Source organism: Pseudomonas lactucae (assembly GCF_036688725.1).
Classification (GTDB): Bacteria; Pseudomonadota; Gammaproteobacteria; order Pseudomonadales; family Pseudomonadaceae; genus Aquipseudomonas; species Aquipseudomonas lactucae.
On sequence record NZ_JAQQPT010000002.1, the window covers coordinates 155,540 to 173,682 of the forward strand.

Annotated in this window: 17 protein-coding genes; 8 read left to right on the top strand and 9 right to left on the bottom strand. The window is 61.6% G+C overall.

Annotation, left to right across the window (positions count from 1 at the left end; translation table 11 throughout):
* Positions 1–19 precede the first annotated feature (19 nt).
* Positions 20–787, bottom strand: a complete 768-nt coding sequence (locus V6M90_RS02485; protein WP_003173178.1) for a coniferyl-alcohol dehydrogenase — start codon at positions 785–787, stop codon at positions 20–22.
* A gap of 57 nt (positions 788–844) precedes the next feature.
* Positions 845–2,320: a benzaldehyde dehydrogenase gene (locus V6M90_RS02490; protein ID WP_332846024.1), complete on the bottom strand. Its 1,476-nt coding sequence runs from the start codon at positions 2,318–2,320 to the stop codon at positions 845–847.
* 271 nt (positions 2,321–2,591) lie between these two features.
* Between V6M90_RS02490 and V6M90_RS02495 the strand changes: the two genes are divergently transcribed.
* Positions 2,592–4,349 carry a sigma 54-interacting transcriptional regulator gene (locus V6M90_RS02495; protein ID WP_332846025.1) on the top strand — a complete coding sequence of 586 codons (1,758 nt, stop codon included), beginning with the start codon at positions 2,592–2,594 and terminating at the stop codon, positions 4,347–4,349.
* 118 nt (positions 4,350–4,467) lie between these two features.
* Positions 4,468–5,079 (top strand): TetR/AcrR family transcriptional regulator, encoded by a 612-nt coding sequence (locus tag V6M90_RS02500; protein ID WP_003173174.1) that lies wholly within the window; start codon positions 4,468–4,470, stop codon positions 5,077–5,079.
* A gap of 117 nt (positions 5,080–5,196) precedes the next feature.
* On the opposite strand, the gene V6M90_RS02505 is transcribed toward V6M90_RS02500, so the two are convergent.
* The 4 genes from V6M90_RS02505 to V6M90_RS02520 all read right to left on the bottom strand — a co-directional run bounded on the left by V6M90_RS02505 (position 5,197) and on the right by V6M90_RS02520 (position 9,588).
* Positions 5,197–5,685 carry a DUF3237 domain-containing protein gene (locus V6M90_RS02505; protein WP_141064144.1) on the bottom strand — a complete coding sequence of 163 codons (489 nt, stop codon included), beginning with the start codon at positions 5,683–5,685 and terminating at the stop codon, positions 5,197–5,199.
* A 43-nt stretch (positions 5,686–5,728) separates the two neighbouring features.
* Positions 5,729–6,832, bottom strand: a complete 1,104-nt coding sequence (locus V6M90_RS02510) for a polyamine ABC transporter substrate-binding protein (protein ID WP_305429166.1) — start codon at positions 6,830–6,832, stop codon at positions 5,729–5,731.
* A 39-nt stretch (positions 6,833–6,871) separates the two neighbouring features.
* Positions 6,872–8,209 (bottom strand): alginate export family protein, encoded by a 1,338-nt coding sequence (locus V6M90_RS02515; RefSeq protein ID WP_042944488.1) that lies wholly within the window; start codon positions 8,207–8,209, stop codon positions 6,872–6,874.
* 116 nt (positions 8,210–8,325) lie between these two features.
* Entirely contained in the window at positions 8,326–9,588 is a 1,263-nt protein-coding gene (locus V6M90_RS02520) for a serine hydrolase domain-containing protein (protein ID WP_305429164.1), read from the bottom strand.
* A 218-nt stretch (positions 9,589–9,806) separates the two neighbouring features.
* Here V6M90_RS02520 and V6M90_RS02525 point away from each other — a divergent pair, with 218 nt between their 5' ends.
* Positions 9,807–10,244, top strand: a complete 438-nt coding sequence (locus V6M90_RS02525) for a hypothetical protein (RefSeq protein WP_003173169.1) — start codon at positions 9,807–9,809, stop codon at positions 10,242–10,244.
* A gap of 40 nt (positions 10,245–10,284) precedes the next feature.
* On the opposite strand, the gene V6M90_RS02530 is transcribed toward V6M90_RS02525, so the two are convergent.
* Positions 10,285–10,785, bottom strand: coding sequence for a CinA family protein (locus V6M90_RS02530; RefSeq protein WP_141064140.1), 501 nt, complete (start codon positions 10,783–10,785; stop codon positions 10,285–10,287).
* 120 nt (positions 10,786–10,905) lie between these two features.
* Here V6M90_RS02530 and V6M90_RS02535 point away from each other — a divergent pair, with 120 nt between their 5' ends.
* The 5 genes from V6M90_RS02535 (at position 10,906) to V6M90_RS02555 (ending at position 17,159) form a co-directional block, all read left to right on the top strand.
* Positions 10,906–11,670 carry an OBAP family protein gene (locus V6M90_RS02535; RefSeq protein ID WP_332846026.1) on the top strand — a complete coding sequence of 255 codons (765 nt, stop codon included), beginning with the start codon at positions 10,906–10,908 and terminating at the stop codon, positions 11,668–11,670.
* A gap of 94 nt (positions 11,671–11,764) precedes the next feature.
* Positions 11,765–12,046, top strand: coding sequence for a hypothetical protein (locus V6M90_RS02540; protein ID WP_003174488.1), 282 nt, complete (start codon positions 11,765–11,767; stop codon positions 12,044–12,046).
* Positions 12,047–12,137: 91 nt separating this feature from the next.
* Complete coding sequence (locus V6M90_RS02545; protein ID WP_141064138.1) at positions 12,138–12,386, top strand: DUF6555 family protein; 249 nt, start codon at positions 12,138–12,140, stop codon at positions 12,384–12,386.
* A 4-nt stretch (positions 12,387–12,390) separates the two neighbouring features.
* Positions 12,391–12,630, top strand: coding sequence for a hypothetical protein (locus tag V6M90_RS02550; RefSeq protein WP_003174486.1), 240 nt, complete (start codon positions 12,391–12,393; stop codon positions 12,628–12,630).
* A gap of 383 nt (positions 12,631–13,013) precedes the next feature.
* The gene (locus V6M90_RS02555) at positions 13,014–17,159 is read left to right on the top strand and encodes a CheR family methyltransferase (RefSeq protein WP_332846027.1); all 4,146 of its coding nucleotides are present in this window, start codon (positions 13,014–13,016) and stop codon (positions 17,157–17,159) included.
* A gap of 7 nt (positions 17,160–17,166) precedes the next feature.
* On the opposite strand, the gene V6M90_RS02560 is transcribed toward V6M90_RS02555, so the two are convergent.
* A complete protein-coding gene (locus V6M90_RS02560; protein ID WP_078824067.1) occupies positions 17,167–17,610 on the bottom strand; it encodes a DUF421 domain-containing protein in 444 nt (147 codons plus the stop codon).
* A gap of 8 nt (positions 17,611–17,618) precedes the next feature.
* A complete protein-coding gene (locus tag V6M90_RS02565; protein ID WP_332846028.1) occupies positions 17,619–18,134 on the bottom strand; it encodes a hypothetical protein in 516 nt (171 codons plus the stop codon).
* Positions 18,135–18,143: the final 9 nt, after the last annotated feature.

Sequence of the window (18,143 nt, forward strand, 5' to 3'; positions counted from 1 at the left end):
CTTAAGGCGGTTGCAGCGCCTACACGTAGGTGGCCGCCAACCCGCCATCCACCGGCAGGTTGACGCCATTGACCCAGCGCGACGCGTCCGAACACAGGAAGGCAATCACCGCCGCCACCTCGTCGGCCATGGCCGGACGGGTCATGCGCTGGCCGTCCTGGGCCACGCGCTCAGGGCCGAGCATGCTGATGAAATCGCCCAGAATCGGCGTGAACACCGGCCCCGGCGCGACGCAGTTGATGCGCACACCATGGTCGCGAAACCAGGCCTGGGATTGCGCAAAGCTCCAGACAATCAGCGCCTCCTTGAAGTACTGGTAGCAGGTAGCCTGTTCGACCGGATGATCCTTGAGCCATTGCTGCCCGGCGCTATAGCTTTCAGTGGTCGCCAACGCCTTGTGCTGCGCCAGCCGTTGCGGCCACTGCGCGCCGAGAATCGAGGCGACATTGACGATGCTGCCGCCCACCGGCATGCGTGGCAGCAGCGCCTGAGTGAAATGGCGCAGCCCCAGGTAGTTGACCTCGGCGACCGTCTGCACCGGTGCGGTACCGGGCACGCCGGCAATGTTGCAGAGCACATCGACCCGCGCCGGCAAGCGAGCCACCAGGGCATCGATGCTGGCAGGGTCGCCCAGGTCGGCGTGGAAAAAACCGTCCAGGGTCAGTTGCGGTTCATGGCGATCGACACCGATCACCCTGGCGCCCTGAAAACGCGCCAACTGCGCAACTTCGGCACCAATGCCCGAAGCGACACCCGTCACCACCAGGGTTTTGTTGTACAGATTCATGTTCAAGCCCTCTTATTGTTGTATAGGCACACGCCGTTCATTGCGATGAGCCGAGGCTCAGAAGGGATAGGTCGGCGGGGTGTCCTTGACCGTGACCCATTGCCATTGGGTGTATTCGTCCCAGTCCGCCGGGCCGCCCACGCTGCCGCCATTGCCCGAGGCGCCGCGCCCGCCGAAGGGGTTGCTGCATTCATCGGCCACGGTCTGGTCGTTGATGTGCAACATGCCGCAGTCAAGCCGCTCACCGATGGCCATGGCGCGGCCGATGGAAGGCGAGATGATCGCGGCCGACAAGCCGTATTCGGTGAGGTTGGCCAGCTCGATGGCCTCCTCGTCGGTGGCAAAACTGACCACCGTCGCCACCGGCCCGAACATTTCCTCATCGAAGGCGCGCATGCCTGGGCGCACCCCGCTGAGGACGGTCGGCCGATAGAACAGGCGGTCGTACTCGCCGCCGACTTCAATGCGCGCGCCGGCCTGCACGCTGTCATGGACGATGGCGTGTACGCGCTCCAGCTGGCGCTTGTTGATCAGCGGGCCGAGCGCCGCCTCACCCCGCGCCGCATTGCCGACGGTCAGCGCGCGGGCCTTGTCGACCAGCTTGCGCGTGAGCGCGGCGGCGATGGTGTGATGGGCAAAGATCAAGCCGGTGGCCATGCAGATTTGCCCCTGGTGCAACCAGGCGCCCCAGGCCGCATTGCTGGCCGCCAGGTCCAGGTCAGCGTCCTCCAGGACAATCAGTGGGTTCTTGCCGCCCAGCTCCAGCGCGACTTTTTTCAGGTTGCGCCCGGCCACTTCGGCGACCTTGCGCCCGGCGGCCGTGGAGCCGGTGAACGCGATCATGCGCACATTGGGATCGCGGCACAGCGCTTCACCCGCCGGCGCCGCCCCCGGCAACACGTGCAGCAGGCCCTTGGGCAAGCCCGCCTCTTCGAACAACCGCGCAATCAGAAAGCCGCCGCTGACCGGGGTTTGCGGGTCGGGCTTGAGCACCACCGCATTGCCCGCGGCCAAGGCCGGCGCCACCGAGCGCATCGACAATACCAGCGGGAAATTGAACGGTGAGATCACGCCGACCACACCGTGGGGCTGGCGCCGCGCATACGACAGGCGCCCGGCCGCACTGGGCAGCACCACGCCGTGGGGCTCGGATAACATGCCGGCCGCCTGGTGCAGCAATACAATCGCCTCGCGTACTTCATGGGCGCCCTTGAACAGCGCCCCGCCGGTTTCCCTGGCGACATACAGCGCCAACTCATCGAACGCCCGCTCGGCACATTCAGCCGCCTTGCGAAACACCTGCGCACGTTCCCGTGGCCCCATTGCGGCCCAGGCCGGCTGGGCCAGCGCCGCGCTGCGACAGGCCATGGCGACATCCGCCGCATCGGCCATGGCACAGCGCATCATCGGCTCGCCGGTGGCCGGTTCGATCACGCCGATGACCTGGCCTGAAGCCGGTACCCAATCGCCGTTGAACACGCATTCGGCCTCAAGGGAGGGTTGGAGCAGGTGGGTTGTTTCAGACACTGACATGGCAACTCCCGGTTCTTGTAATTGTCATCCGCTCGCGCAGTGCGCAAACGCCGCACAACACCTAGAGCAAAGGCTGTGCCGCTTGCCGCGAACACACCGCACGCGTAGCGCCGAGGCGTCTGTTTCGCGGCTTGCGTACAGCCAGGCGCAAACCGCAAGGCAGCACGCCGACGAAAACCCGGGCCGGGCACTTGTTCAATTGAGAAGGTTATGTTTAATAACTATCTGAGCAGTTACTCATATCGTTCATCAGCTCTGCAGGGGCATAACAATGACTAATCCCCACAGCGCGTTGCCCGACGACCGGGCGAGCACCGCGCACTATCATCCGCGTGGCGACAGCCGCCACCTCAACGACAGCAGCTCGCCTACGCCCGCTGAGCTGACTGACTGCCTGTTCTTCTCTCCCGAAGACGGGCGCATCTGGCTCAACGACCAACGCATGCTGCTGCTGCACAGTTCCTCCTTCGGCGCCCTGCGCAGGGAAGTCATCGAGCGCCTGGGGCTTGAGCAGGCACGCGGCCTGTTCACACGCACCGGTTACGCTTCCGGCGCGCGCGACGCCCGGCTGATCCGTGAACGCTGGCCGCAGGCGGACGCCGCCGCTGTGTTTCGCGCCGGCACGCACCTGCACACGCTGGAGGGCATGACCAAGGTCGAACCGCTGCACTTCAAGTTCGATGCCGACTCGGGGTTCTATGAAGGCGAGTTTCTCTGGCACCACTCGTGCGAAGCCGATGAGCATGTGGGCGCCTACGGCATTGGCCAGGACCCGGTGTGCTGGACCGAAACCGGTTATGCCATCGGTTTCGTCAGTGGCCTGTTCGGGCAACTGGTGATTTTCCGTGAGGTGCAATGCCGGGGCATGGGCCACGGCAGTTGCCGGGTGATCGGCAAGACCGTCGAGCAATGGGGCGATGTCGAACAGGACCTGCGTTACCTGAACGTGTCCCAAGCCGTCAGCCATACCGTCGCGGCGCCCACGCCTGACAGCCCGGCCGCCAGCCGTGCCGGCATCAGCGAGCCACACCCGTTGGTGGGCGCCAGTGCGGCGTTCAACGCGGCGATGCAGGCCCTGCAACGCGTTGCACGCACACCCGCCACCGTATTGATCAGTGGTGAGTCCGGCGTGGGCAAGGAAATGTTCGCCCGCCAGTTGCATCAGCTCAGCGCCCGTCGTGACGGCCCGTTTGTAGCGCTCAATTGCGCGGCCATCCCCGACAACCTGATCGAGGCCGAACTGTTCGGTGTCGAGCGTGGCGCCTACACCGGCGCGACGCACTCACGCCCCGGGCGTTTCGAGCGAGCCCAGGGCGGCACGCTGTTTCTGGATGAAATCACCAGCCTCAGCCTGGCGGGGCAAAGCAAACTGCTGCGGGCGTTGCAGGAGCGCGAAATCGAGCGCGTGGGGGGCGTGCGCGGCATCCAGGTGGATGTGCGGGTGGCGGCGGCGACCAATATCGATCTGCGCAAAGCGGTGGCGGATGGCACGTTTCGCGAGGACCTGTTCTACCGGCTGAATGTCTACCCCATCGCCCTGCCCCCCCTGCGCGAGCGCCGGGATGACATTCCGCTGTTGATCAACGCGTTCCTCACGCGCTTCTGCCAGGACTATGCGCGCACGCCCGCCGGGCTGACCATGCGGGCCTTGAAAGTCCTGCTGCGCTACGACTTCGCAGGCAATGTGCGCGAACTGCAGAACCTGATCGAGCGCGGCTTGATCGCCAGTGACGAAGGCCAGGCCATCGACCTGGTGCACCTGTTTCGTAATGAGCCGCTGCCGACGGACGCGTACAGCCTGGACGACCAGGGCAGCTTGTCAAACACCGCAGCGGTGGTGCGCCCTGCCCTGCTGGACACCCTTGGCCAGTTGGACCAGGGGTTTTCCATCGAGGGCCTTGAATCACGCCTGATCAACGAAGCGCTGCAACGCAACGCCGGCAACCTGGCCGCCGCCGCCCGGCTGGTGGGGCTCAGCCGGGCTCAATTTGCCTATCGATTGAAGAAACACCAGCGGCAAACCCCTTAAATGTTCGGGCGCAAATGCCGTGCCTGGAAATCAGCGCTTTAAAAGCTTTATCCAATTAAGTATTTTGCAGGGATAACGGGGCGACGAACGCCCCCCACCTTGTGACAAGGACCTCCCCGTGAGCGGACTGCGTGAACGTCAGAAAGCCGAGCGACGGCAAGCCATCAGCCAGGCAGCCATCGAACTGTTCGAGCGCCAGGGCTTCCAGAACACCACCATCGAACAGATCGCCAGCCAGGCCGGCGTGTCACCGCCCACGGTGTTCAAGTACTTCGGCAACAAGCAGGAAATCATTCTGGAAATTCTGCACCACGCCGATCAGCGCGCCATCACCGACACCCGCAGCCTGATCAAGAACATTGAAGATCCGGTCGAGGCAATGTGCCATTTGGAGCGGCTGTTGACCGGTTACGCTCTGGAGGTCATGCACCCCAACTTATGGCGCGAGCTGCTGCCGTTGATCCTGTTCGGCGGCAGCAACGAACTGCCCGCAGGCTACCGGGCCATGAACGATGCGCTCAGGGCCGAAATCAGCCAACTGCTCAGGGAGCTGCAAGAGGCCGGCAAACTGCGCCCGCAACTGGATGTGGAATTGGCCGCGTTCCTGTTGAACGACTACTCACACTTGCAACTGTTCAGGCTGGTGAATCAGGAGCAGCCGGATATCGAGGCGCACTCGTTGCAGGTTCGGCGTATCACTGAGTTGCTGTTTTATGGGATGCAGGCCTGATAGACCACCGACGCAGCCTCGCCAGGGTGCGGCGCCTGCTATGCGCAACCAACTCTCCCCTGAAGCGCGCGACCTATGTAGCCCAATGGCTATGTACTCGCGCCCATGCCTCAACACTCAGTAAAACCGATAACACCGAATCACCACCTGATCGGCGCTGGGGTACTGCACCAGCCCGATGAAACTGGCACGACTCAGCCAATCCAACCGCCCCTTGGGCACCTGAAACACCGGCGTGCACGTGCAGCGATACTCCGCCTCGGGAATCGGCCATTGCCCCTCGCGCTCCAGCTGGCGACCATACTCCGTCATGTTCAGCAGCCCCCGGTTACGCAGGTTGATCAGTTCGTCCTGATCCGTTCTGAGGCTGTAACGCGCGTCCAACTGACCCACGCCGTCAGGGCGCAAAAGAAACAGATCCTCACCGCCCGCCAGCACCTGGCCGCTGACACCGACCCCTTCGAATGTCCCACCCACAATCGGGTAATTGCAGCGCACTCCGTCGACGCTGTCTCCCAGCATCACGCCCGGCCCTATCGCAACGCGCAAGGTCAGCACGCGCTGCAAGTTGGGCGCCACGGCCATCAAGTCCAAAGGTTCAGTCATGGTGCAACTCCAGGCCCGGCGCGCATGCACCGGGCCATACTGCTCAACGGTTAGTCTTGATCGCCGTCCAGGTGCGGTTGCGGATACGCTCCACGGCGGCTGGCACCGGCTCCAGCGCGAACAGCGTCTTGCGCGCCGCATCCGGCACATACATGTTCGGATTGTTGCGGATACTGGCGTCCACCAACGCGGTGGCGTCCTTGTTCGGGTTGGGGTAGCCGATCTGGTTGCTGATGCGGGCAATCACGTCCGGACGCAGGATGTAATTGATGAACACGTGGGCTTCGGCCAGGTCCGGCGCATTGGCCGGGATCATCATCACATCCGACCACATCGGCGCGCCTTCCCTGGGCAGGGCCATTTCGACCTTGACGCCCTTGCCGGCGGCATCGGCCAGGCGTGTGGCCAGGGCAACACCGCCGGACCAGCCCACGCCGACACAGATATCACCGTTGGCCAGGTCCATGCCGTAGCGCGACGAGTTGAAGTAGGTGATGTAGGGGCGGATCTTCATCATCAAGGCTTGGGCCTGGGGGTAGTCCTCGCGTTTCTGGCTGTTGGGGTCCAGGCCCTTGTAGTGCAGGGCAATCGGCAGGATTTCGTTGCCGGCATCGAGAAAGCCCACGCCGCAGCTGGCGAGCTTGGCGAGGTTTTCTTCCTTGAAAATGATGTCCCAGCTGTCTATCTGCACGTCGGGGCCCAGGGCCTTGCGCACCTTGTCGACGTTGTAGCCGATCAGCGTGGTGCCCCACAGGTAAGGCGCGGCATAACGGTTGCCGGTGTCGCCCACCGCCTCCAGCGATTGCATGAATGGCGGGTCCAGGTGCTGCCAGTTCGGCAATTGCTTGCGGTCCAGCGGCTGCACGGCGCCGGCCGTGATCAGGTGCCCCAGGTTGGCGGTGCCGGGGAACACCACGTCATACCCGGAGTTGCCGGTCAGCAGCTTGGACTCCATGGTCTCGGCACTGTCGAACACATCGTAAATCGGGCGAATGCCGGTTTCTTCCTGGAAGCTCTTGAGCACGTCAGGGGGCAGGTACTCGATCCAGTTGTAGATGCGTACGGTGCGTTCTTCGGCCAGGCAAAAACCGCTGATCAACAATGAAGCAAGCGTGCCCAGCAAGGTGTTGCGCAAAAAACCATTCATGATCAAACACTCCAGCGCGGCCGCGATGGCTCGCAGCACTTAATAGCGATAGGTGAAATACAGCTCCAGCGCACTGAACTTCTGGTCGTTGCCGAACACCTGCCTGGCAGCCGCCAGTGGCTTGACCCAGTTATAGGAAAGCGAGCTATAGAACGACGGCGTTGGCGTCCAGTCGAGGAATATCACGCTCTCATCGGCAAACCGCCGATCATTGACCGCCGCGCCCATGTAGTTCTTCTCATCCAGCCAGAACTGGTAGTGAATCGCGCCGAGAGTCAGGGTTTCGTTGAGGTGGGTCTTGAGTGAGAACTGCTGGACGTTTTCGTTGCTGTTGAACAGCAGGTAATTGCCGACCACATCACCGACCAGCCACGTGCTCCAATCGACGAAGCCTTTGCTCAGTGGGTCCCAGGCTTTCTGACGGTTATCCGCCAGGTTGTCGTCACCGGAAAAACTCGCGTAGCGATAACCGATGACAGGCGTCAGCGGCAATGCGCTGAAGGCATAGTCGGCCTGGCCGTACCAGGCGTTGGCATCATAGTCGACCCCCTCGCCGCTGCCGCGCTCCAGTGCGTACTCGGCATTCAACGTCAGGGCCTGGACACCGGGCACCTTGGCATTGAGCGCCCGCAGGTTGTACACCTGCATGCCGTCGCGACGCCGCGGCAGCGTGCTGCCCTTGGGCCCCAGGGCGTTGACCTTCAGAGCCATGGCGCCCAGCGTTACCTGGTCATCAAGGGTGTAATCGAGGTTGACGCCGGTCATGCGGAAATCGCCCAGGTCATCATCGGTGCGCAAGGTGAAGACCTGCGATTTCAGCGCGCCGTGGTTCCAGGCCAGGATCGCCGAGTCCTCGAAGGCTGTGCGCGGACCCAGCCAGTAAGCGGCGTCTTTGAACTGGTCGAGGTTACCGTCCATGACAATGAAGCCCGTACCGATCATGTAGTTCTGGCGCCCGGCGGTGAACGTCCATTCGCCGGCGCGAAAACCGCCATAGAGTTCCTCGGCCGCGACCTTGCCATCGGAGCTGCGGGTAAAGCCGCCCGCATCGCCGTCGCCGAACGTGGTGGCAGCCACCAGCGACCCGCCGGCCAGCAGACTGAAATCGGGTTGCACCGCATACTCGAGCTTGACGCCCGGTTTTACGTAGAACTCTTGCCAGTCGATCCGGGTTCCGCCATTTTTTCCGTTGCGCGCATCGACCCGGCCGCGACCGAAGTTGACGCCGCGCGTGGATAAGGTTGCACCGCCTGCCGTGAGATTGACTTCACCCTTGAGGTTACCGTCCTCAAAGGTATAGCCCGCCCACGCGACATGGGTGGTCAAGGGTAAGCCGAGCGCTAAGAGCGCTCGAGAGAAACGCTTGGTGAAAACCATAAGAAGCTCCTGTGGAATTATTGTTGTTACAGGGCAGTCAATGGCGACGCAGCGCGCCGCCAACACCTGGCCAGGCCAGGTGAATAGAACGCAAGACGCTTATTGTTTTAGGTGTGTCAGTGGCTCAGGTGGTCGGCGATGGCGCGCAGCATGCGCACGCTGTCGCCATCGAACGGGCTGACCGCGTCGGTCAGCGAGGATTGCTTGACGATCACTACGCCCGACGGCTTGTCGATGAACAGGTACTGGCCATGAATGCCGCCGGCCATCAACGCCTGGCTGTGGTCGTTGAACACGTACCACTGGCTTCGATAGGACGCACCCGGCGTCCAGCTGGAGAACTCGGTATTTTGCGCGTAGACCGCGGGGTCGGCACCGGCGGCGATACGTGCCACGGTCTCGCGAGACAGCAGCTCGACCCCATCGTGACAGCCATCGCTGGCCAGCAGCCGGCCAAAACGCGCCATGTCTCGCAAGGTCGCGCTGAAGCCGGCCCCGGCCACATTGCGCCCCCAGGGATCGGCCATGAAATGGCCGTCGCGCTCGCAGCCCAGGCGCGCCCAGATCTCCTCCAGCATCGCGCTGCAGGCCTTGCCCGAAGCACGCTCCATCACCCACGCCAGGGCTTCGGTGGTGGCCGTCACGTAATGGAAAAAACCACCGTGGTCGCCGCGCTTCTTGAGCGACGGCAAATACGCGTACAACGATTCGAACTGGGCGTATTGCGCCGGTGCCGGTTGAAAGCCGCAGGCGTAACCGTACTGGGAACTCTCCGAGTTGGGGTCGTCATACACCTCGCTGTACTCGATGCCCACCGCCATGTCGAACAGTTGGCGCACCGTGGCATCGCCAAACGCGCTGCCCACCAGTTCGGGCACGTAGTACGCGGCCGGCAACTCGGGCCTGAGCACGCCTTGGGTGACCAGTTGTTCGCCCAGGGTGCCGATCAACGACTTGGTCACCGAGAACATGATGTGGCGGTCACAGGCGCGCTGCCCGTTGAAGTAGCGCTCGAACAGCACCGTGTCACCCCGCATCACCAAAAAAGCGTCGGTCTGGCTGGCCACCAGATGATCGATGACGCTGATGCTCAACCCGCACTCGCTGTCGAAATACAGTGCGTCCAGTGCTGTCGGGACGTGCTTGAGCGCAGCCACAGGCATCGCGCCCGCCTGCACGTCGATGGTGGGACGCAGACGCGCCAGGTTACGAAAGCCCCATTGGCTGAAGGGCGAACGCATCCAGTTGCTCCATGTGACGCGGTGTTGCGGCGCTGCCGGAAAGCCCTGCATGAGTGACGGTGCCAAGCGCGGCGCGGATAACGACTCGGCGGTCTGGACGTACAGACTGGCCAGTGACGGCGTGATTTTCTGACCCATGGCATAACCCTGGAAATGACTCTGCATGCGAGCAGATGCGCAGCAATAATTAACCGGGCAATATTCTTTAGTCAATAAAAGTTTTTATTAAAATTAATAAACCGCCTCTACGCCGCTATCAGGTTGCCAGTATTTACGACACGCAGTGGTGAGCTAGCCTTGATGGGGGATGGCTCGTTACCCAGGAGCCCTGCGTAAGCCGCATGGAGATAACGATCATGAACCTGCGCCTGCTGATATTTTTGATGACCGCCTCTGCCTCTTCGACCGCCTTGGCGGCGGCGTGTGATGTCTACACCCGCACCCAGAGTGACCAGGTGCCGATGGTTGAACAACACACCTGTTATGCCTACGAAGGCATGCCCTCCGAAGCCATCGACTGGTCGTGCAGCAACGAACAAAAAGACATGCTGATCACGCAAAAAAGCCGGGTTGCCCAATGCCCCGGCGACTACGCGGCCAGTTGCAAGGCCACATTGACCCAGGAAGCACTTGCCAACCCGCATGCCACCGCCAAGGCCCCGGGGCACACAGGCGCCGTGCTTCCCGGCAACGCTCGTATGGTGACCTACCACTATGCGGCGCAGGACCTCAAACAGGCCAAAATCGATTGCGAGAAAGACGGTGGGCAGTGGACATGGCAGTCCGCTCAGTAGACAGCGCCGCGGCCATCGGCGCCGCCCCGCTCGTCCAGCGCTAAGCCTGCTCGCCCGCCAGCGCACGCTGGTGAAAATGCGGCAGCCATTTCAAGGCATGCACCGACGCGGCCAGTTGAACGTCCTCACGCGCGCCCATGAAACGCTCCTTTCGACTGAACACACTGAGCCCTCGGTCGGTGCGATAGGCCCAGGCAAAACAGATCGTCCCCGCCGGTATGCCATCGACATCCTCGGGGCCGAGGATGCCGCTGGTGGCCACCGCCACATCGGCGGGGCTGTCGCGTAACGCGCCCCTGGCCATCTCGCACACCACCTCGCAACTGGTGAGGTTGAACGTCTCGATCGTACCGGCGCGCACGCCCAGCAAGCGTTGCTTGGCCTCTGGCGAGTACACGACGTAGCCACTTTCAATCATTGACCCACTGCCCTCGACTTGCGAAAGCAGCGTGACGATCTTACCGGCCGTACAGGACTCGGCAGTCGTCAGCACCAACTGGTTGCGTTTCAGATAGTCGACGGTGGAAGCCGCTACGGACATGGTTTACCTCCTGCATCTTTGACATCCGATTGAACGCCCGTTTGGCCGGGCCTTCTAAGTACTTGCATGCCTGAACCCGGCAAGCGCCGCCCCGAAAACGACCATGGAAGGACCCCAGCAATGAAACAAGCCAACCGGGAAACCACCCTCCAATCGCTCTGCCTGACGGTGGCCGTTACTTTTCTGACAGCCTGCGCCGGCAATAACTCCGTTTCGAATGTCGTGGCGCCCGGCACCCCCACTTCGCCGACCACGCGCGCGCTCGACGCTGGCGCCGGGCTGCTCCAATCGCGTCCGCCCATCGAGGCGTTGAACGCTTATCTGGACGGCTTTCACTTCTACAACGGCCATCCCGATGTGCAAATGGAGGCGCATCACTATTGCGCCATCCTCAACGAAGAGGTGATCCAGTGCGTGATCTACGACGGCAACCGCAAGGACGCCAAGTTGATGGGCGTGGAGTACATCATCAGCGAGCAGCTGTTCAACACTTTGCCCGCCCCTGAAAAGGCGTTGTGGCACAGCCACGTGCATGAGGTGAAATCCGGGCAACTGGTCGCGCCGGACATTCCCGAGGTGGCCGAACATGCCCTGATGGAAAAGCTGGTGCACACCTATGGCAAGACCTGGCACACCTGGCATACCGACCTGCACAAACGCCTGCCGCTGGGTGTGCCCCAGTTGATGATGGGGTTTACCGCCGATGGTCAGGCTGACGCGCGCATGGTCGCCGAACGCGATCAGCGACTGGGCATCGACAGCCGCGAGAAGAAGCGCGCCCGTGTCGATATCCGCGCGCCAGCTATCGCGCCCGGTGCGGATGCATGGCGCCAAGGCAATGTCATCCAGATCGCTGATCCGACCGAAACGCCCCATCAGCACTGATGACGCCACCGGGTCATCGAGCGTAGGAGCCCGTAACAAGCAAACGAACCACACGCTGGGGCAACCGCCCCCTTTTACTGAGAGGTAAACCAGCATGTCTTACGACTATCAAGGTAACGCCACTGTCATCACCGCATCACGCCATCTGGGCACGCCATCGGATGAACGCCTGAATGAATCAGTCGATATCCAACTGACCAGCAGCGGCAAACCCACCATTGCCCGCCTGGATTTCCACGCGCCACTCGACTGGCCCGGCAACCCAAACTTCGTCACGGTCAACCTGCCGGATGGCACGTCCGTCAGCGGCATCATCGCCGAGATTCAACGCCCTCAGGACGGGCCGGGCTGGGTGACATTCACCGTGGACGACTGAGGCGCTCGATACCCGTTATCGCGTTGTCGGACAATTTTTTGAATCTTTTCTGACGCCCTAAATCTTTAGTTCATGAGCACAAGGAGGCCTCATGAAACACAACGGTTTATTTACAATTCGGTACCAACTCCACGGCGAACAAAAGTCGTTCGTCGTGCGTGCGGCGCAGATGAACAATGCCGAGGCATGGCATTGGGCCGGCTGCGATGCCGGCGTAGCGGTCATCCCCAGGTTTGGGCAACACACCTTCAAGCGTGTGTCCAAACCCATGGCGGAAAAATACGGCATTACGGACGTGCGCTGGAGCAGCGCCGCAGAGATCGAGTGGGCGGAGGCCTGACACCATGAACAGCCACATCCTGGGTTACACAACAAGACAGACATGGGATGAAGAGATCGCGCAAAACACCGAAATGTTCTTTGAGGCCGATCGACTGGACGCACAAGCCTACAAGATCATCGAGTCCTACAGCGGCGATCCGGTGACCTGGGCGCGCTTCCTCGAAGCCAAGAAACTCGCGGACGCGCAACGCACTGCCGCTTATCGAGACTGGATGCGCATTCGACGCGCCATGCGCAAGTAACTATCCGCTCACCACAAGGAGGATTTTCAATTCTTAAAAGTTATGTAGATCACATTTAGGTAGCGGGGGTGTCAGGCAGATAGTCGTCTGCCCCCAAGCCGTCGCGGGAGCAAGCTCCCTCGCCACAGGTTCGAAGTTGCATTCGATATGTGTATATCCGTGCGGCTATGACCGCACCACTCGTCCGATTGAATAAACCTTCGCGCTCAACTTCGCCTCAACCGAAAGGTAAAGGTCCACGCGAGGGCCTTCGAGTGGACTGAAGGGATTCTGTCATTCGCAGGTTTTCAGCTATATTTCGCTTTTCGTTCAGCCCTCACCCCTCGCTGGAATTCGTCCCCTCTACACGCTCTCTCGTGCGCAGTTAACCAAGGTTGGTATTTATGAAGTCTGCCCCCCTGCGGTCCCCCAACGTTCCGCAACGCAAGGAACTGCCCCCCAGTCACCTGAGCTTTCCGGTGGTAGGTATTGGCGCGTCGGCAGGCGGGCTGCAAGCGGTGAAAGCCTTTTTTGAGCACATGCCCAAAGACTGTGGCATGGCGTTCGTGGTGATCCTGCACCTGTCCCCCGATCATCAGAGCGTGGCGGACAAGATCATCCAGGAGTCGACCGGCATGCCGGTCGTGCAGGTCAATAGCACCCTGCCGATTGAAAAGAATCAGGTGTATGTCATTTCGCCTGCACAGCTGTTGAAGATGAATGATGGCTATCTGTCTGTATCGCCCTCGGTGCGCGAGGGCGGTTCGCATGTGGCCATCGACCTGTTTTTTCGCGACCTGGCAGACACCCACAAAGAGCGGGCGTTTTGCCTGGTCCTCTCCGGTACCGGCTCCGACGGCGCGGTGGGCCTTTCACGCATCAAGGAGCAAGGCGGCATCACCCTGGTGCAAACACCGGAAGACGCCGAGTACGACGGCATGCCCCTGGCAGCGCTGGAAACCCAGATGGTCGACCTGGTCCTGCCCGTGGTGGAGATGCCACAGAAATTGCTGGAGCTGTGGCGCAACGCCCAGTCGATCATCCTGCCCACGGCCAATGACCCCGAGATCCGTACCACCCCGCCCGCCACCGAACGCGATGCGGCGGTGGCCGAGCAATTGTTGCTCGACATCCTGGTCCAACTGCGCGCCAGCACCGGGCACGACTTCAAGCACTACAAACGCGCCACCGTGCTGCGCCGGATCGAGCGGCGCTTGCAGGTCACCGCCCAACCGGACCTGGCCACCTACTACACCTACCTGCAAGGGCATCCGGAAGAAACCAAGGCATTGCTCGGCGATATGCTGATCGGGGTGACCAATTTCTTCCGCGACCGCGAGGCCTTCGAAGCGCTTGAGCGGGATGTGATTCCCAACCTGGTCAAGTCCCTGGAAGACAGCGTGCCGCACCGCGAGGAAGTGCGCGTGTGGTCGGCCGGCTGTTCCACCGGCGAGGAGGCCTACAGCCTCGCGATGCTGGTCGCCGAGCAGTTGGCGCTGGAGGCCAGCAGCGCGAAGATGCAGATATTTGCCACCGATATCGATGAGCGCGCCATTACCCATGGGCGCAACGGTGTGTATCCCGAAGCGATCATCACGGACGTGCCGCCGTCACGCCTGCGCCAGTACTTCGCCAAGGAGAAAAACCAGCACTACCGGGTGCGCAAGGAGATTCGCGAAAAGGTGCTGTTCGCCAAGCACAGCCTGCTGGCGGACCCGCCGTTCTCGCAGATCGATTTGATCGTGTGCCGCAACCTGTTGATCTACCTGGACCGTGAAGTGCAGCGCGACATCCTGCAACTGTTCCACTTTGCGCTGCGCCCCGGTGGCTACCTGTTCCTGGGTTCGTCGGAGTCGGCCGATGGCTGCCTGGACCTGTTTGTGCCGGTGGACAAGCGCAACCGCATCTTTCGTGTGCGCGCCGGCTCCTCCGCGGTGCGCCGCGCGCCCACCATGCCGCGCGGTGGCTATCTGCGCCCGAACGCCCCGACCACCGCCGCCGTCGCGCCGCCCCCCAACAAGGTCTCGTTCAACGATATCCACCTGCGCGCCCTGGCCAAGGCCGCGCCGCCCAGCGTGATTGTCGACATCCACGCCGATATCCTGCATATGAGCGAAGGCGCGGGACGGTTCCTGCGCTATGTGGCCGGGGAAATCACCCACAATCTCCTGGCGCTGGTGCATCCCGATCTGCGCCTGGATATCCGCACCACACTGTTCCAGGCCCAGCAATCGAATATCGCCGTGACCTCGCGCAAGGTCCGCATCCAACGCGAACAGGGCACTTACCTGGTGGACATCAGCGCCCGCCCCTACCGCGATGACGCCACCGAAAACGACTATGTGCTGGTGATGTTCCAGGAAACCGAAGTCGACCCGCAGCAGTCCGAGGCCGACACCATCAGCCATGCTGAAAACCAGCTCATGAGCACCCTGGAGCGCGAACTGCAACGCACCAAGCTGCACTTGCAGGACACCATCGAGCAGGCCGAAGTCTCCAGCGAGGAACTCAAGGCCTCCAACGAGGAGATGCAGGCGATCAACGAAGAACTGCGCTCGGCCACCGAGGAGCTGGAAACCAGCAAGGAAGAGCTGCAATCGATCAATGAAGAGTTGTTGACGGTCAATTATGAGCTCAAGACCAAGGTCGAAGAGACGGACAAGGTCAACGACTACCTGACCAACCTGATTGCCTCCACCGACATCGCCACGGTGTTCGTCGACCGCAACATGCGCATCCGCTGGTTCACGCCGCGGGCCACTGATCTTTTCAGCATGTTGCCGGTGGACACCGGGCGCTCGCTGATGGACATCACGCACCGCCTCGATTACCCGCAGATGACCGAGGATGCGACGACCGTCTTTGAATCGCTGAGCATCATCGAGCGGGAAATCAGCAGCAAGGACGGGCGCTGGTACATTGCGCGCTTGCTGCCCTACCGCTCCAGCGAAGACCATATCGACGGCACCGTACTGACGTTTATCGATATCACCAAGCGGCGCCAGGCCGAAGAGGAACTGCGCCTGGGTGAAGAGCGCATGCGCCTGGTCGCCGAGAGCACCCATGATTTTGCCATTATCATTTTGAATGACCATGGCGCCATCACCGATTGGAACACCGGTGCCGAACTGATCTTCGGCTACACCAAGGACGAAGTGCTGGGTGCTTATTACGACCTGGTTTTCTCACCGGAAGACCGCTCCGCCGGCATACCCGAGAGCGAACTGCGCGCCGCCCGCGAACATGGGCGCGGCGAAGATGAACGCTGGCACGTGCGCAAGGATGGCAGCCGGTTCTATTGCAGCGGTGAAGTCACCCTGCTCAAGAGCGCCAGCCTGCAGGGCTACGTCAAGATCGCCCGCGACCTCACCGGCCACAAACGCACCCAGGATGAACAGAGTCAGCGGTTGAGGGAAACCCAGACCAACAGTCATCTCAAGGATGAATTTTTCGCGGTGATGTCCCACGAACTCAAACACCCGTTGAACCTGATCCAGTTGAACGCCGAGTTGCTGCGACGCTTGCCCGCCACCAAGACTGCGGCCCCGGCGGTCAGGGCTGTGGAAACCATTTGCGAAGCGGTGTCGAGCCAGGCGCGGATCATCGATGATCTGCTGGATATGGCGCGGGTTCGTACCGGCAAGCTCAAGCTGAAAAAACAACCGGTCGACCTGATTCGCACACTGCAGGACATCCACAGCGTGGTGCTTGCCGACGGGCATCATCGCCAGGTCACCCTGCAGACGCCGTCGGAACCTGGTGCGTTGATCATCGACGCCGATCCGACGCGCATCGAGCAAGTGATCTGGAACCTGGTCAACAATGCGCTGAAGTTCACCCCACAGGATGGCCAGGTGCAACTGGTGCTCAGCCGCTCGAACGGGCACGCGCAACTGGACGTCATCGACAGCGGCGCCGGGCTCGCCGACGACAGCCTGGAAAAAATCTTCGACCTGTTCGGGCAGGCGGAAAACCAGCATCAGACCCATCAACGCGAGGGCCTGGGGATTGGCCTGTCGCTGGTGCGCCAGCTGGTGGAAGCACACGACGGTTTGGTGAGTGTTCACTCCAAAGGCTTGGGCTTTGGCTGCACCTTCTCGATCCGGTTGCCGCTGAGCGCACGCCAGGATCACTTGCCGAACACCGGCGACACCCAGGCCGAGGATGAACGCCTGAACGGCATCAAGGTATTGCTGGTAGACGACTCCGCGGAGGTGCTTGAAGTGCTGAATATGCTGCTGGAAATGGAAGGTGCCCAGGTCAGCGCATTCAGCGATCCGCAAAATGCCCTCGCGACCGCCCGTGACGCCCGCTATGACGTGATTATCTCGGACATCGGCATGCCGAAAATGAACGGCCATGAGCTGATGCAGAAGCTGCGCAAGATCGGCCATCTGCGCGAGGTTCCGGCCATTGCCCTGACCGGCTACGGTGCCGGCAATGACCAGAAAAAGTCCGCTGATTCAGGCTTTGACACCCATGTCAGCAAGCCCGTGGCCCATGATGCGTTGATCAACCTGATCGAACAACTCTGCCGTTCACGCCGTTAGGCAGGGCTCACTCAAAGGGGATCACCGAGATTTTTCCGTTGCGCTCAAGAATGGCGAATTTGATCTGCTCGATCTCGACGATGCCCTGGGCGGAGCGGGCCGCTTCGAGAATATCGCTTTCGTCCAGTCGCGCCTGCTTGAGACGTTCCACGAGCACTCTGCCGTGTTCAACCACGATGGTCGGCCCGCCATCGAGCAAGCGGGCAAACCAGCGTGAGCGCTGCTTGACCAGCGAGAAGCCAATGTCGATGGCGATCAATGTGACGATCACCAGAATAGCGTTGGTCAACGAAAAATCTTCGCCCAGCAGCGCCTGTTGCGTGGCCTCGCCAATCACCATCAGTAGCACCAGGTCAAAGGTGGTCAGTTCCGCCAGGGAGCGCCTGCCGGCGATCTTGAATAGAACCAGCAACAGCAGGTAAATCGCGGCTGCGCGCAAGACCGAGTCCATGGTGCCCCCTACGGGTAAATGAATTGTGAGAAACGCACGGACGCGCCCGTTGCCAGCGTCACCTGGGTGTCGAAGCTACCCACGCCGTCGCTGCGTAAGGTCAGGTACAGCACCGCCTGACCATCATTGTCGCTCAGCACCCACAGCCTGACGCCTTCACCCGCGGTACTGGCCTTGAGGGGTTGCGGCTGCAGCATCTCAATATTGAAACCCTGCAGCAGCTCGCCACTGATCGCGACTTCCAAGGGCTCGCGCGCCTTGCCCCGCAGATGAATCACCAGCACGTCCGAAGCGCCGTTGCGCAGGAAGCGTTGGTGTTCAACGCGCAACTGCCCATCGGCGCTGCGTGTTTGTGTGGTGCTCAGCGGCCCCTTGGAAAACAGGCCGGCCAAGCTCAGGCCGATCAACATGACCATCGCATACCAACCCAAGCGCTCGAAGCGCCAGACCTTGCGCTGCAAGGCCATGTCTTCATTGACCGGGTAACTGCGGCTGCGCAGGTCGTCGTGAACCGGGGGCTTCATACGGCGCAC